General features: G+C 64.3%; 12 protein-coding genes and 1 pseudogene. 2 read left to right on the top strand and 11 right to left on the bottom strand.

Annotation, left to right across the window (positions count from 1 at the left end; all coding sequences use genetic code 11):
* Position 1 precedes the first annotated feature (1 nt).
* The 8 genes from K9B35_RS00065 to K9B35_RS00030 all read right to left on the bottom strand — a co-directional run bounded on the left by K9B35_RS00065 (position 2) and on the right by K9B35_RS00030 (position 10669).
* Positions 2-2410, bottom strand: coding sequence for a WD40/YVTN/BNR-like repeat-containing protein (locus K9B35_RS00065; protein ID WP_224919769.1), 2409 nt, complete (start codon positions 2408-2410; stop codon positions 2-4).
* A gap of 57 nt (positions 2411-2467) precedes the next feature.
* Positions 2468-3325: a WecB/TagA/CpsF family glycosyltransferase gene (locus tag K9B35_RS00060; RefSeq protein ID WP_224919768.1), complete on the bottom strand. Its 858-nt coding sequence runs from the start codon at positions 3323-3325 to the stop codon at positions 2468-2470.
* A gap of 99 nt (positions 3326-3424) precedes the next feature.
* Complete coding sequence (locus K9B35_RS00055; RefSeq protein ID WP_224919767.1) at positions 3425-4888, bottom strand: O-antigen ligase family protein; 1464 nt, start codon at positions 4886-4888, stop codon at positions 3425-3427.
* A gap of 8 nt (positions 4889-4896) precedes the next feature.
* The gene (locus K9B35_RS00050) at positions 4897-5958 is read right to left on the bottom strand and encodes a glycosyltransferase family 4 protein (protein ID WP_224919766.1); all 1062 of its coding nucleotides are present in this window, start codon (positions 5956-5958) and stop codon (positions 4897-4899) included.
* Positions 5959-6029: 71 nt separating this feature from the next.
* A complete protein-coding gene (locus tag K9B35_RS00045; RefSeq protein WP_224919765.1) occupies positions 6030-7199 on the bottom strand; it encodes a glycosyltransferase family 4 protein in 1170 nt (389 codons plus the stop codon).
* On the bottom strand, positions 7196-8524 hold the full coding sequence (locus tag K9B35_RS00040) for an oligosaccharide flippase family protein (RefSeq protein ID WP_224919764.1): 1329 nt from the start codon (positions 8522-8524) through the stop codon (positions 7196-7198). The genes K9B35_RS00045 and K9B35_RS00040 overlap by 4 nt, the downstream gene beginning before the upstream one ends.
* Positions 8525-8531: 7 nt before the next feature.
* Complete coding sequence (locus K9B35_RS00035; protein WP_224919763.1) at positions 8532-9530, bottom strand: glycosyltransferase; 999 nt, start codon at positions 9528-9530, stop codon at positions 8532-8534.
* A complete protein-coding gene (locus K9B35_RS00030) occupies positions 9527-10669 on the bottom strand; it encodes a glycosyltransferase family 4 protein (protein WP_224919762.1) in 1143 nt (380 codons plus the stop codon). The genes K9B35_RS00035 and K9B35_RS00030 overlap by 4 nt, the downstream gene beginning before the upstream one ends.
* Positions 10670-10966: 297 nt before the next feature.
* Here K9B35_RS00030 and K9B35_RS00025 point away from each other — a divergent pair, with 297 nt between their 5' ends.
* Positions 10967-11326, top strand: a complete 360-nt coding sequence (locus K9B35_RS00025; RefSeq protein ID WP_224919761.1) for a hypothetical protein — start codon at positions 10967-10969, stop codon at positions 11324-11326.
* A 257-nt stretch (positions 11327-11583) separates the two neighbouring features.
* Here K9B35_RS00025 and K9B35_RS00020 read toward each other — a convergent pair whose 3' ends face one another.
* Positions 11584-12045: a MucR family transcriptional regulator gene (locus tag K9B35_RS00020; protein WP_224919760.1), complete on the bottom strand. Its 462-nt coding sequence runs from the start codon at positions 12043-12045 to the stop codon at positions 11584-11586.
* A 321-nt stretch (positions 12046-12366) separates the two neighbouring features.
* Between K9B35_RS00020 and K9B35_RS00015 the strand changes: the two genes are divergently transcribed.
* Positions 12367-14247 (top strand): acyltransferase family protein, encoded by a 1881-nt coding sequence (locus K9B35_RS00015; RefSeq protein ID WP_224919759.1) that lies wholly within the window; start codon positions 12367-12369, stop codon positions 14245-14247.
* Between the two features lie 47 nt (positions 14248-14294).
* On the opposite strand, the gene K9B35_RS00010 is transcribed toward K9B35_RS00015, so the two are convergent.
* Positions 14295-15674 carry an O-antigen ligase family protein gene (locus K9B35_RS00010; protein ID WP_224919758.1) on the bottom strand — a complete coding sequence of 460 codons (1380 nt, stop codon included), beginning with the start codon at positions 15672-15674 and terminating at the stop codon, positions 14295-14297.
* A 116-nt stretch (positions 15675-15790) separates the two neighbouring features.
* Positions 15791-16036: pseudogene (locus K9B35_RS00005) on the bottom strand (mannose-1-phosphate guanyltransferase); the annotation flags it as partial.

The following is a 16036-nucleotide window of genomic DNA, read 5'->3' as shown; positions in this document are numbered from 1 at the left end:
ATCAGCGCACCGCGGCGCAGTGGGTGTCGGCAAGCGCTGCATAGGCGGCCGGCTTGCACGGAGCCGGTTCGCCCCAGATCCAGCCCGATCCCTTATAGCCCAGATAGACCCGGCCAAATATGTCGGGATCGGCCCCGATCACGGTAACCTGGTCGAGGGTTCCGACCGGGAACTCGGCGAGCCGGTGCCAGGCACTCCCATTGTTGACCGAACGCCAGATGCCATATTCGCCGCCGACCTGGCCCGAAATGTAAATGGCAGGATAGGACGCGCCCGGTGCCGCCTTGCCAAAGGCGATATCGTCGACCCGGGTGACATCGGGGACCAGCCGCCAGGTCGCGCCGCCATCGCTGCTGCGGCGCAGCCCCGTGTCCGAGACATGTTCGAAGGCGGAGGTGAAGAAGAGATGGCCGGCATGGCCGGGCACCGAGCGCAATTTGGCAGCCATGTTGCTGGAGGGTGCGATCTCGCCTGCAAACACGCGTATCCAGCTCGCGCCGCCATCGCGGGTTCGCCATAGCCCGACCAGCGCCCCATTGGGGGCCTCGCCACTGTGATAGAGATAGAAGGTCGCAGGCGCGCTCTTGTCTGCGGCAAGCGTCTTGCGCTGATAATAGAAGGCAGCGAAGGATCCGGGGGTATCACCGGTCGCCCCCTCGAGAATGACCGGCTTCCAGCTGCGCCCGCTGTCCATCGTGTAATAGGGCTGCCGGTTGAAGGCAGGTGCCCACACGATATTGGCGGCGTCGCTGGACGAGACGGCGATCGTGCCGAACGACATCCGCCAGGGATCATCGTCCTTGGTGCCAGGCGGAGTCGGAAGCGCCGCAAATTTGCGCCAGTCCGCGCCGCCATTGGTGCTCACCCCTGCCATCACCGCATTGCCGTCTTCAGAGCAGCATCCCATGCGGGCATCGGACGCATTGGTGACGATCACGCCCGGTTTTGCCGGGGTCCAGTCGAGCTGCTGGACCGACATCAGCGAGCGTTCGCCCGGCGCAAAGGTCGTCGAATAGGCCGCAAGGTCGGGCTTTACATGGATGCCAAAGTCCCAGCCGGCAAATAGCGGCGCGCCGCCTGGCGGATGGATCACGTCATTGGCGACGAGTTCCTCGATCCCGCGGGTCTGGCTGACCCATTCAACGCCGGTCGAGCCGGGTTCGACATCGGCGTGGAAGACGCCGACCCCCGAAGCCACCCAGAGCCGGTTCGCGCGGACCGGGTCGAAGCGGATGTCGGCAGTGGTGAAAAAGGGCTGATCGGCGACCCGCAGCCAAGGCGGGTCCCCTGCCCCGACCGAGGCCGAATGCGAGACGGTCATCCAGCGTTCGCCGCCATCGACCGAGGTGTAGCCAGCACCACCGCGATCGAAGATGAAGATCTGATCGGCGCGCGGATTGGCGGCGATCGCGGCATAATCGCGCGCGGCAAGACCAAGCTCGCTGGTCAGGTCCCGCCAGCGCCCGTCCTTGAACGACCAGATCGAGCGCGTCGCATCGTCGACCCCGAAAAAGCTGCCGCGCCGGTCAAAGCCACCGCGCTGCAGCGTCATTGGCTGCGCGCCCGATGCGAGCGGCGTGAAGGTCAGCCCACGGTCGCGCGAGACATACATGCCGCTCCCCGAAGCCAGCGCGAAGATGCGCCCGGTCGGCTTGCCACCGGCGGGCTGCTCGTACCACAGCATCGTTCCGGGCGCCTGGATATCGGGCGCGTCCTTGCGGTCCTTGCTGGTCGGGACCGATGCAACCCGCGCCCAGGTGGCACCGGCATCCTGCGAGCGCCACAGCCCGTTGGCAGGTGTGCCAAGGAGCACCAGGTCGGGATCAGCCGGATCGACCGCCATGAATGGTCCGTGCAGGCGATATTCGCTGTTGGCGTCCCAGCGGAACGGAAACGGATTGGACGCACCGGCAAGGACAAAGCTCCGACCGCGATCATCCGAGCGGAACACCCGCCCCTTGACCGCCATGTAGATGCGGTTGGGGCGCGAGGGCGCGACGACAATCTCGTAGACGCCATCGGCGATCCCGTTCTGCGCACGGAAGATGGCCGGCATCGCCGCCTCGGTCACGAGCTGCGCCCAGCGATTGGCCTGCGCATCCCAGATAAAGGCGCCATAGACATCGGCGCGCGCGACGAAGGTCTCTGCCCCCGGTGAGATCGAAAGCCCCGAGATCATGCCACCGCCGCCGATCGCGACGCGCTTCCACTGATAGGCTTCGCCCTTCACCGGGGCCCCGACAGCGGACAGAGCGGGCGGAGCTTTCGGGCGCTCGCCTGGAAAGGGGCTGCCGAGCAGCATGAAGGCAGCGACCGCGCCGGAAGCGGCAACCAGGCCGGCGGCGATCACTGAGAAAAGAATCCAGCGGCGCGAGCGCGCGGGCTTTCCGACAAAATCGGCGTAGCGCACGTCGCGTCGCGTCCGTTTGTTCGTCGCACCTTCCACGCTGTTTCCCCTGGATGCCGTCTAGTCATGGGTTCGTCGCAGCAGATAATAGACCGCGACCGGATTGGTCACGAGATATCGCCAGCCAAGCCGCAAGGGCTCGCGCGCGGCGCGATACAGCCATTCGAGGCCGAGCCGCTGCATCCACTCGGGTGCGCGCGAGACCCCGCCGCCATAATGGTCGAACAGGCCGCCACAGGTCCTGACCCAGCCAACCCCTGCAAGAAGCGGGGCTGCCTGTACCGCGATTTCCTCCTGGCGTGGACTGCCCATGCCGATCCACAGCACATCGGTCTGCGCCGCCCTGATCCGCTCGATGATGGCCGGGAGCTCGTCCGCGCTGAAAAATCCGTGCCGCGTCCCCACGACCTTCAGGCCGGGAAAGCGGCAGCGCAGATGCTCGGCGGCGCGGGCTGCAACGCCGGGCCGTGCGCCGAGGAAGAAGAACCGGATGCCGTCGCGCGCGGCGATCTGTGCGGCATCGAGCAGAAAATCGGTGGTCGAGGTGCGCTCCTCGAGGGGCCGACGACAGAACAGGCGGCTCGCAAACACGATCGGCATGCCATCGGCATCGACGATATCGGCGGCATCGATCGCCGCGCGAAACGAACGATCGCGATGATAGGCTGCTACGACACTGCCATTTGCCGAGGTGACGATGCGGGGCCGCTCCATGCGTCCTGCGCGCGCGCGCGCGACATCGCCCGCCATGCAGCGCGCCAGCTCTGCGCGGCTGAGCCGTGCAAGCCTGATTCCACCGACGGTGAGTGTCGGGATCGCCTGCTCGTCGCGCAGCGCGTCTGTGCCCGGTCCGGGGACAGGCGACGGCGGGTCGAGCGAACGCGCGTCCGAGGGCGGGGCGTGTCGATCCTGGATCACTCTTCTCCCCGACCGATCGAACAGGCAGCGGTCTCACCACCATGGAGCGGCGAGCCCGCCGAGAAATAGGCGCCAAAGCGCACCTCGGACAAGGCCTCGCTACGCGTCACGCGACACCGGTTGCTGACGCACAACGCGCGAGGTCTGCGTACCGACGCGGGCTGCAGCTGGAGGCGAGACGCCCCGTGTGCGGCCAAGTCCGAGAATACGCCGCGCACGGGCGGCGATTCGCTGATGCGCGCCCTCGCTGGCGTCGGAGTGGAAATAGATGATCGCGATCGTGAAGAGCAGGAACACCTGGACCACGGCGGCACCGTTGAGCAGCGAGGATTCGGTCAGGTTATGTCCAGCGCAGAAGGTGAGCAGCGCCAGCAGCAGCGCGCGGCGTTTCGCGCCGATCCCGAAGCTGAGCATCAGGCGCAGGCCCGGCCAGAGCAGCAGCGCGGCCACCGCCAGCGCCATCCCTGGCAATCCGATCGTCGCGGCAAGGTCGAGATAGCCATTATGGCCATGGGCGGCAAAGCGTGCGACCCAGCCCGAGGTCAGCCACCAGATCGGACTGGCATCGCCAATCTGCCAGAATGAACCAAAGCCAGCGCCGGTGAACGGCCGTTCGGCGATATATTCAAGCAGCAGCGGCCAGATCGCGGTTCGTCCGGTGAGCATGGCGGGATCGTTCAGCATGTCGCGCACCAGCGCGCTGTTGACCGACAGGAGCTGGATCCCAAGACCGACCAGGATCACGAGAAGCAGCGCGAAGATGCCCCGGAAATTTGGGCTGTAGCCGCGGGCAAGCCAGCCCAGCGCAAGCGCCAGCACGAGGATCCCCTGCGAGGTCTTGGCCTGGCTGTAGTAGAGAAAGACCAGCGCACCGACGATCACCACGGCCGAGACGAGCCTTGAGAACTGGCGATTGTCGAACACCATCAGGAGGATGGTGAAGGCGCAGGCGGCGCCGGCGATATTCTTGTGGGGAATGATCCCGCGCCAGTTGCCGGCGACGAGCGATTCATCGCCGAACACCTCCGGGTGGACCCCATAGGGGGTGAGAAACACGACCAGAAAGTTGATGACCAGCAACCCGATCAGGGCGATGCGCAGGGTGCGCAGCAGCCGCTCAGGGCCGAGCGCGAGCGTCAGGCGAAAACAGATCCACACGGTCAGGCCGGCAAGCGCGAGGCGCCGCGCCGAGATCAGCGGATCGACGGCCCACAGGATCGAGATCGCGCAATAGCCAAGGACCAGGCACAGGCCCAGCGGGATCGGAAGCAGGCCACGCCTGCTGAGACGGCCAGTGCCGAACAGCAGCAAGGCAAACAGCACCAGATAGATCAGCTGGTTGAGCAAATCGCCCGCCCCGATCGCCCCGGAAAAGGCCCATTCCTCAAATGGCGAGGTTCCGATCAGCACCACCGCCAGAAACCCCCACAGGGCAGCAAGGCAAACCGTACGCTGCCGCCGATGTGCAGGGGCTTCGTCGATCCGCGACGGCATTGCACCGGCGATCGCGCTGCGGGGCATCGGTGCAGCCGTTGCGGGCAAGGCGGAGAGGCGTGAGCGCATAAGCCCTGCTAGCGGTCCTGGGCCAGACCGAGCAAGCCTGCATAGCGCGCGATCATGGCCGCATTGGAGGCTTCCTCGGCGATACGCAGCGCGAGGGTCGACCAGGCGGTGCGCGCCCAGGGATCGGCTGCCAGTGCATTCAGCTCGCGGGCAAGCGCCTGAGGGTCGCCAAGCGGCACCACGATGCCGCAACGCGTGCCGTCCTGCGCGGTGATCGCCTCGACCTGTTCCGGCACGTCGGAGACCACGAGCGGCAGCCCGAGCCTGGCGGCCTCGATCAAGGCGAGACTGTGTCCTTCATACAGGCTGATCTGCACGAAGATGTCGGCAGCGGCGGCAATGGCAAGGGCCCGTTCGCGCGGGAGGTGACCAGAAAAGAAGATCTCTCCCGAGGGGCAGCGCATCGCCGCGCGCGTACGCAGCACGGCCTCGTCCTCGCCGCCGCCGATGATCTCGAGTTCGGCGCCCTCGACCAGCGCCATCGCATCGATCAGCTGGGGATAGTTTTTCTGCGCGGTGAGCCGGCCAAGCGCGACGATCCGCACCGGCGGCGCGCCGTCCGGGCGCGGCTTGCGCAACCGGTCGATCGCCGCCTCCACGGCTTCTGGCAATGCGTTGCGGATCGTCCGGCTCTTTGCACGATAGGCTGCCGGCTTGTGGGCAAGGCTTGCCGCCACGGCGTCGGACACCGAGACGATCGCTTCGACGCAGGCGAGACGACCGGTCCAGGAATCAAGGCGGTCGAGCTTTGGATTGTGGGTCGCGGCCGGCGAATGATGGGTGATGAACACACGGGTCGAAACCCGTGCTGCGGTGACGGCGACCGGCACGATCACGTTGCAGGCCGGCATCGATGTCACGACCGCGCGCGGCTGCGTCGCGCGCAGGTGGCGAACCAGGCCAGTAAACATCGCGCGCCAGCCCGACAGCGTGTCGGGCTTTTGTTCGACGATATGCTGCCAGGCGTCAAAATCGACCGTTTCGGCGACCGGGTCGGCGGGAGGATACAGCACAAATCGCGTACAGGGTGTGCCCGTGCGCGCAAGGCCGAGCGCGAGATCGTCCCACAATTCGCGGATACCGCCGGCGGCGCTGTGCGTCGCGGCGAACTGGATCGCTCCTTGCTGGACCGGCGCGCGCGTCATGGCGTCACGCCCGAGGCGGCGAGCGTGTGCCCGGCAAGCCAGTCGCGATCGGAAGGCTGGTCGTAGACCCAGCGGTCGATCATCTCGCCCCATTTGAGCGGCACCTGCATGCGCTGCCAGGCGGCTTCAGCGCCGGCCGAGACCCGCGCATAGAGCGCGGCATCGACAAACAGGCGGTCGATCGCGTCGGCAAGGTCGAGGGGCTGGCCGGCCCGGAAGATGATCGCACTGCGGCCATCGACGAGATGGCCTTCGAACATCGGATGATCCGAGGCGATGACCGGGGTGCGCGAGGCCAGACCCTCATACAGGGTCAGGGGCAATCCCTCGGGGAAGCTGTGCCGGCTCGGAACGATCACCGCATCGGCCTGGTGCATCATGGCCGGTATGGCATTGTTGGGAACAAGACCGAGGAATGTCACGCGATCGGCCAGGCCGAGCCGCTGAGTCAGCCGGGCAAACCGGTCGGTTTGTCCGACCCCGACGATTTTGAGGCGAACGTCGCGCCGGCCATCGAGCAGCTCGACCGCCCGGATGAGGTCACCAACTCCCTTCTTGGCGCTGATCGAGCCGACATAGATGAGATTATGGGGTGCAGGGCCCCTGTTCGACTTGACCGGATACTGGAACGGGGTGCGCGGATGCGGGAAATCCCACGCCATGACCTTGTCGGCAGCGACGCCGAGCTTGACCAGCGCGCGCGCCGCATTGACCCCATGATTGGCGACAAGGCTCACGCGCGGATCGTTGAGCAGGCGCGGCAGGGCGCGAAAGCGGATCCAGCGATAATAGGGATTGGCAAAGGAGTCGGCGAGCACGACGCCAAGCCGGACGCGGTTGGCAAGGCCCCAGCGGATCAGCGGAAGCATCGGCCCGTTGACGATGAGGTGAGTGGGCGCAAAGCGCTCGATCAGGGCGATCACCGCGGCCGGATTGCGATCGGGATTGGCGTTGGCGCCGATCACGGTCACCCCATTGGGAAGCTGCTCCCAATGGGCAGGCGCAAGGCTGCACAGGAATCCGACCTCGCCATGCGCGGCGCGCATCTGTTCGAGCGAGTCGAGCACATAGCCATGGCCATAATAGATCTCGCGGCCTTCGGCGCGGCGCAGTCGATCGGCCTCGCGATAGTCACCGGCATAGTGGACGATCAGCAGCCGCGTCATGGCATGGCTCTCCATAGTCCCGATAGCGCGCTTCCCCACCCCAGCATGTCGCGACCGGCCAGGATGCCGCAAAACACCAAAGCCGCGAGCAGCAACGCGAGCGCGTCATGCCGGAAATAATGCGCACGCACGCGCAGCAGCCCGAGCGAGATGAACCCGTAATGGAGCAGCTCGACGGCCGCGACCGCCACCACCGCGCCGGCAAAGCCGGCAATGGCAAATCCAAGCGGGAGCAATGCGGCAAGGCTGGCAAGACGCGCCAGATTGGCGAGGCTGCTATAGAGTGGCTTGCCCGCGCCAAGCAGCAGCGCCTCGTTGAGATTGGAGAGGGTTGCGAACACGCCGCCCAGCAGCAGCACCGAGAGCATCCATCCGGCGGCGGCATAGCGCGCATCATAGACCAGCGCGATGAGCAGATCGCCAATCGCTGCGCCAAACCCGAGCGCGGCACAGACGCCTGCCACAAACAGCAGGCGGGTCCGCGCGAGCCCGGCGAGCCGGTCTGCCCGGTCGTCCTGCGACATCCCGGCGAGTGCGGGAAAGATGATCTGATAGCTCATCCGCCGCGCCAGCGTCGTGGGCAGCTCGGCAATGGCGCGCGCAATGCCGTAGATGCCGACCAGCGCGAGCGATGCGACCTTGCCAAGATACAGGCGATCGAGATTGCTCGCGGCGTACATGACGAGCGAGGTCAGTGCGATCCATTTGCCATAATCGACGATGCGCAGGACGATCGCGCGATCGAAGCGCAGCCTCTGGCGCGCGAGCGGCAGCGCATAGCTCAGCGCCGAACGGATCGCGACCGCACCAAGCAGTCCAAGAACCGGCGCCCAGACCGAGCGCAACCACAGGACAAGCGCGACCTGGAGCGCGAAGGCCAGTGCCTCGCACATGAGCTCGAACAGGTTGCGCCGACGCACCTCGAGGCGTTTGACGAGAATGAAGATGGCAGTCGAATGGAGCCCGCTGATCAGCGGCGAGAGCGAGACCAGCAGGAAGATATTGAGGTCGATCGCATAGGCTGCCGACAGCGCCGGTGAAGCGGCAAGAAAGACAAGGCTGAGCAGCGCCCCGCGCAGCACCTGCAGCGTCCAGGCGGTGTCGCGGAACCGCTGGTCGAGGCCATCGGGGTGATGGACCATGTTCTGCTCGATTCCGACATCGGTCAGCAGTTCGATGCCGAGGCGCACTGCATTGACGACCAGCAGGATCCCGAGGATTTCCGGCGCCAGCAGCCAGGCGAGCACGATGTTCAGCCCGAATTTGAGCCCGGCCGAGAGACCAAAAGTGCCGGCGGTCCAGAGGAATTTGGCATGATAGGCCATTGCCGGCTCAGTCCCCTGCCCTGCTGATATCCCGGGCGGGAAGCGGCACATCGGGCGCGCGGCGGCGGCGCACGAGCCCCTGGAGAAAACCGAGCGCGATCATGTTCCAGGTCGCGAGCGAATAGAGGCCAAGGCGCAGGCTTGCACGGCGCCACACGAGAAAGCCAAGCGGAAGCAGCGCGATCCCGACCGCCGCCACCCACAATCCCGACACAAGCAGCGCCGCCAAGGTGACCCACCAGCCGATCACCGCGATGCTGTAGCGCAGCTGGGCAAAGTCGCGCAGCACCAGCGGGAAATGCGGCCTGCCCCAGGCGGCACGAATGACCTCGCCCGGGCCCCCGGCATAGCCCGAGCGCAGGCGCCGCAGCATCAGCCGGTAGCCCCCGGTGGCATGTCCATGATGATCGACGCCCGGCGCATCGATGCGCGCGAGCTTCCAGCCTACCGCGCGCAGCCGTGCGCCGAGCTCGAACTCCTCGAAGGCGTGCAGATTGCTGTCGGCAAAATGGCCGACCGCGCGCACCGCGGCGACGCGGTAAAGCCCCCCGCAATCGAGCCGGTCGACCTCGCCTGCGACCGCGCTTCCCTTGATCCGGTCGTTGCGCGCACGCAGCTCGAACTCGATGCTTGCAGTATTGACCTCGCGTACCCGCCCTCCGACCGCGGCATGATCGCGATGCGCCTCGAGAAAGGCGATGCCCTCGCACAGGAAGTCCGCATCCAGCACCATGTCGCCATCGAGCAGGTAGAAATAGTCCGCCTCGACCGACTGGAAGGCGAGCTGCGCGCCGGTGCCGCACGAGCGCAGCGCCGGGTCGGACAGCTGGACGATCCGGACCTCGCGATAGCGTTGCGCAATCGCGACGGTGGCATCGGACGACCCGCTGTCGGCGAGGATGATCTGCCCGCCGCCGACGCGGGCAAGCGCCGCGCGCGCGCTTTCGATCGCCGCAGCGATATGCGCTTCCTCGTTGAGCGCCTTGATCCCGACCGCGACCTTCACGCGCGCCCGGCTCCGGCCAGTGCCTGATAGCGTTCGGCATAGCCCTGCGCCATGGCGGCAGGGCTGAAACGCTCGGCGAGCAGCGCGCCATAGTCTGCAGCGACCACACGCGCGTGCGCCGGATCCTCGATCACCTCGACGAGCCGGGCAGCAAGACCTGTCACGTCCTGCGATCCGGCGAGGAAGGGATAATCGGCAGGGATCGCCTCATCGAGCCCGGGCGCCCGGGTGGTGACGATCGGGACCCCCGCCATCAGCACCTCGAGCGGCAGCAGCGCAAACCCCTCAAAGCGCGAGGGCAACAGGACGACATCATAGTCGCCCAGCCGGTGCGACAGGCGTTCAATCGGGGGAACGAACTGGACGGTCCAGCCCGAAAGCCGGTCGGCAAGCCCTGCGCGCACCCGCGCCTCGAGCGGGCCGGTTCCGGCGATGGTGACGATGACGTCGCGCCGCGCGGTTGCCCGCCAGGCCGCTTCGAGAATGGCCGGAAGCAGGTCCGCGCCCTTTTGATGGACGAGCCGCCCGGCAAACAGCAGCTGAAAGCGACGCCGCGCCCCGACAGGCTGGACCGGCGGCGGCGGCGCCACGCCATTGTGAAGGATATCGGCGCGAGGACGCGCGGTCCGGGTGGCAATGGCCCAATCGGCATCGGCTGCGCTGCGCGACACCGCGACCGCGTCGCCATGGGCAAGCGTTTCTGTCACCCAGGAACCGATGCGGTTCCAGTCGATCCACAGTTCGCTGTTGTGGACGGTGCGCAGCAGCGGAATGCTGCGCGTATAGCGCGACAGCCTGCAGGCGAGCGCGAGCGTCAGCTCGGGGATTTCGGTGTGGACATGGATGATATCGGGCCGCACGCGGCGGATCGTGCGGTTGAGCGCGAGCGCAGCAAGCACGACGCCGCCTGACTTGAACCGCCCGGCGACACCCGCGCTACGCGCCACGCCCCACGCATCGAGGCGCTGCGCCATGTCGATCCCAACCGCACTGAGCGCACGCTGTTCGAGCACGGCGAACAGGGAAAAGTCGAAAGATCCGCGCAGGCTGTCGATGAGTTGCATCGCGACGCCTTCGGCGCCGCCCATGTCGAGATGCGTGATGATGTGCAGGACGCGCGGGCGGGCGCGCAGGGACATCGCCCCGGCCCCCTCATTCCCGCACCGGTCTTGCACGACAGCCCCGTCCACGCGTTCCCCCGAAGCGCTGGTGATGCTGCAATGCAGCGTCCGCCATTTATCAGCGTAATTCAGTAACGTCGAGACGCAGCTTCAATAAAGCGCACAGAATTGAATGATCTGGGTGAGCCAATCGGCCTGCGTTCAACTGCGCCTCCCAAGAGAAGCCGCGCGGCGGGCGCAGACCGCAGACCTTGCCCCGCTATGGACGCGCCACGTTGCGCACGCCATGATCGCGGGCAGACCTGGTGGGGAATGATGGATCCGCAGATCAAACCATATGCCGATCACGCAGAGGCGGCGGTATCGCAACCGCGCAATCATGCGCGAAAGGTCTGGAGCACTCTGCCGACCGACCTTGCGCTGACTGGCGCGGTCATCGTTGCCGGGGCGCTCGTCCACTGGCAGTTCGAGTCGCATACGACCCTGTTTCAGGCGCTCGCCACGCCGGCAGCGCCGGTGCTTGCCGCGCTGATCCTGCTCTGGACAATCTGCGCAGCGGTCCATCTCTACCGGCGGCGCAGCGCCATCATCCTGCTGACCGCAGTGATCATCCTTGCACCAGCGCTGCTGCAGCTGCCCTATCTCTATCTCTGCAGTGAAGGGCATTGCGCCTGAAGATCGCCGACAGCCGCGCGCGAGATGACCAGGGTAGCAAGCCGTTCGGTGGAGCAAAGAGGCGCGCTCCGTCGCCACGGCCCAGGCATCACAAAATGCCCGCCTCAAGGCTGACGCGCCGATTCGCCGATCCAGCGCTCGCCCCGTTCCAGCTCCGCCGCAGCTGCCACGACTGCGTGAGGTGGATTCAGCAAAACAACTTGAATATTTGCCGCAGGTCGCAGCCCGCCGCGCGAGCATGCGACCAGCGGCGTTGATTACGAGCCGGTTTTTGGCTGACGCGTGCGGGCAGTACGGCCCTTGCTGCCAAGACCGATTTTCTTGGCCATTTCGCGGCGCTGCGCCGAATAGGACTCGGCGACCATCGGGTAATCGGCGCGAAGATTATAACGCGCGCGATATTCTTCTGGCGTCAGGCCATGCGTCGACAAGTGGCGACGCAATGTCCGATAGGGCTTGCCATCGATCATCGAAATGATGTGATCCTTCGAGGCAAGTGATTTACGCACAGAAACCGCTGCGGGATGTTCTTCCTCCGCAGGAACCTTTTCAGGCTCCGCGTCCTGAACAGATGACGAAAGATCAAGGATCGTTTCGTGCATTGTCTTGAAGAACATAGGGACATCACGCGCATCGACGCGGTTGTTCTGATTACCCAGCCACGCGATTGTCAGCTCGGCTGCGAGCTCAACCGGATTTAAGACCGATTCTTCGGACATTGTCCTCTCCACCGTATAAACGCTTTGTTTACATAAATATATCCGATATGGATTGGACTAATATGGTGTGATCACACGCTCATGTCGAGGGGCGCTGTCATCGGACTGTCGCAAATCGGAAATGCGATCCGTTCACTATCGCGAAACTGACGTATCCACGATGGTTGTTACGGGTAAGTAACGTATTTTGCAGACCGATAACGGCATGAATTTGCTCAATGATTTTTACGCTGCGATGCATGTGCATCTGCACACGATTTGCAGCGCGGGGGGCACCGTGTAGAGCAAGGTCGGGGCTCAGCGCAGAAACGAGGGGGACGCGTGTCGACACCGCAAGCCGGCCATGGCTATCGCCGCGATATTGACGGGCTGCGCGCGCTTGCGATCCTCCCGATCCTGCTGCTTCATTGCGGGGTCGAGCAGCTGCGCGGCGGCTTTGTCGGCGTCGACATCTTCTTTGTGATTTCGGGTTATCTGATCACCGGCATCCTGGTCCGCGACATCGAACAGGACCGCTTCTCGCTGATCCGCTTCTATCGCCACCGCATCGTGCGCATCCTGCCCGCACTGATGGCGATGATGGTCATCACGCTGGCGATCGGCTGTTTCGTTCTGCTTCCCAACGCCCTGCGTGACCTCGGACGCAGCGCGGCTGCGACCAGTATCTTCGGCTCGAACATCTACTTCTACTTCACCTCGGACTATTTCGCCGCTGCCTCGGACTCCAAGCCACTGATTCACACATGGTCGCTGGCGGTCGAAGAGCAATTCTATCTCGCTTACCCGCTCCTGCTGCTGGCGCTGCGTCGCCTCACCCGCCAGCAACTCGTCAAGGTCATCGGCGCGATCGCGCTCGTTTCGTTCGCGGCTGGAGGCTGGCTGGCTTTTGCCGATGCATCGGCCGGCTTCTTCCTGCTGCCGGCCCGGATCTGGGAGCTGGCGCTCGGCGCGCTGGTCGCGCTCGGTGCCTTCCCTACCCTTGCCAACCCACGACTGCGCCAGCTCCTGTGTGCAGCAGCGCTCGCGACGATCGCGGCGAGCGTCGTCATGATTGGGAGTGGCTGGCCTTTTCCGGTTCCATTCGCACTGCCACCTGCCCTCGCCACCGCGATCCTGATCGCCTATGGCGAGACCGGCGCCACCGCCCGGTTCCTGAGCCTCGCGCCGCTTCGCTGGATCGGTCTCATCTCCTACTCCGCCTATCTATGGCACCGTCCGATCATTGCGTTCCACCAGATCAACCACGGGACCGACTTCACCCTCAGTGACACGATCCTGTTGGTCGCGGCAACGCTTGGCGCCGCGGCACTGAGCTATGCGCTGGTCGAACGCCCCACACGCAAACACTGGCGGGATGGGACCGACCTGTACCTGCACGAGATGGCTGTAATCTGGATGCTTGGGCTGGCCGCAACCGGCCTGACGATTGCAAATCGCGCCGACCTCATCCGACCCTTGCCCCCCCAATTGGCGAAAATCGCTTCCTTTCAGGGCTGGGACACGACACCGGATGGGCGTGCCCAGTTCAGCACCGATCGCTGCTTCACCCTGCCGACCGGAAAACCGTTCGACCCGCAATGCCTCGTCCCCGAACCCAACAGACGCAACATCCTGCTGATGGGCGACAGTCATGCAGCGCACTACGCGCAGGCGCTCCGGCAAGCGCTTCCCGACGCTCATATCCTGCAGGCGACCGCAGCTGGCTGCCGCCCGCTGATCGAGGCCAGAGGCCTGCGCAGCTGCCGCGCGGTCATCGCCCAAGGGTTTGCCGCGATCGACCCAAACCGCACAGACACGGTGGTCCTGTCGGCACTCTGGCTCGATTTCGAGGAAGGCCAGCTGATCGACACCATAGAGCGGCTCACCAGGCGCGGCATCAAGGTGATCGTGTTCGGCTCTTCGGTCGAATATGACAATGACCTGCCGCTGATCCTGGTCCAGGCGCAGCAGCGCCCCGACCCTTCCCTGCCCAACCGGCTGCGCCGGGCCGACCGGTTCGAGACCGACCGGCGCCTCGCCCCAAAAATCCGCGCCGCAGGCGCGACCTATGTCTCGATGATCGACCTCGAATGCCCCAAGGGCAGCTGCCGCCTCGTCATGCCCGACGGCGCGCCGATGCATTTCGATCACAGCCATGTGACGCCATCGGCGGCACGCTATCTGATGGACCGCGTCGCAGCAGAGCATCTGCGCCGCCAATAAAGATCAATGCCAGGCCCCACCGTTCCCTTCCCGGCAATTCAAATGCGTCAGGGGGCCTTGCGGCGGCGGCGTTTGCGCATGGTGCGCATCACATCATCGCCAGCCGCCTTGGGATCCGTACCAAGCGCGCCAAGCTGCTCAGTCCAGTTCATCTGCGTCGTGACCTGCGCAAAGGCCGCACCAAAATAGAGAAACACGCTGACAATCACATCACGCTCGAACAACCCGCTTTCGGTGATGTTGTGCCCCATGCTGAAGATTATCATGGTCGAGATTAGCGCACCCTGCTGCGGTGAGATGCTCGAACTTGCAAGCAGTCGGATCAACGGCCAGACAATCAGCGCATAGACCATCAAGATGAGGCCAGGAAAACCAACCGCAGCCAGCTGATCGAAATAGCCCGAATGCCCCACGGTGACCTTAGTCACCCAGCCGGTGGCATAGCTGAACACAGGACTTTCCGAACCCACGTTCCAAAATGACCCGAACCCGGCACCGGTCCAGGGATGCTCCATCGCGTAGCTCGCGAGCACCGACCAAATATGCCCGCGGCCGGTAAAGGAGGTCGGGTTCAGAAAACCTTCCGAGATTGCATCGGAATAGGCACTTACCCAGGTCCATACAAAGGCTCCGAACACGACGATGAACGGGATCAGATAGGCCCGCAGCCGAACGCTCACGGTCGCAAAGATAAAACCAGCGATCGAGGCCAGCACAATCATCCCCGCCGAAGTCTTGGACTGGGTGCGATAGAGAAAATAGCTCGCCAGCACGATCACGCCCACCCGCACCAGCGGTTTGATGTGCCGACTGTCAAACAGAAACATCAGAATGCAGATCGCAGCCGCCGCACCGGCAAAGTTCTTGTGGTCGAAGATGCCTCGCCAGTTCCCTTGTATCGCAGTTGATCCTTTCGCCTCCTGGTACAAATGGACGCCAGTCTCCGGATCAATAAACACCACAATGAACCCGATAACTATTCCTACGAATAGCGACCATCGCAAAACATCACATGTCAACCTATAACCGAGATGCCGAACAATGCAAAATACGGTCCAAGCAACAAGAGTGGTTAGAAATACTCGCCGTATACTAGCATCAAAATTCAAGGCCCAAATTGTGGTCGCCCAAGACCAGCCAAGCGCGAGCGCGACCGGCGTCGAAATTGCAATGAGACTATAGCGGTCCGCTTGCGGCCAAACGGCATAAACTGCCAGTCCGGCAACGGTTAGATAAAGAACCTGCCGAAGTAAATTACCCTCACCCGTGAGCGTGAGCGCAGCATTCGTCATAACGGGGCCGAGCAGTACCAGTGCGATTAATCCGACCGCCGCCACAACCAGGATGCCGCGGCGATCCTTAGGAGGATTAAGATCGAGCTCGCCCAAGCCAAGTTGATCTGTCCATCGCCCCTGAAAATGAGACATCACTGCTCCTCGCCCGCCACGAAAAATTCAGAACTTTGATCTTCACGCATTTAAACTGATCGAGGAATTGATCGTATGGTTCCGGATAGAACACGACATCGGCCCAATAGAACACCTCAATCCTTCATCACCGCCAGTACGCGCTTGACCTCCTGGCTGCGTCCGCGCGGCAGGATCAGGACGTCGTCGCCATCGACAACGACGATCAGGTCCGACACGCCGACCAGCGCCACCTTCTTGCCCACCCCCGCACGGACCAGACAATTGGCGGTGTCGATCGCCACGACATCGCCACGGCAGGCATTGTTGTTCGCATCGCTGTCGCTGATCGCATGCAGCGCGTCCCAGCTGCCGACGTCCGA

Source organism: Sphingomonas sp. R647 (genome assembly GCF_020177055.1).
Lineage (GTDB): Bacteria > Pseudomonadota > Alphaproteobacteria > Sphingomonadales > Sphingomonadaceae > Sphingomonas.
This window is presented reverse-complemented; position numbering and strand designations above follow the sequence as displayed.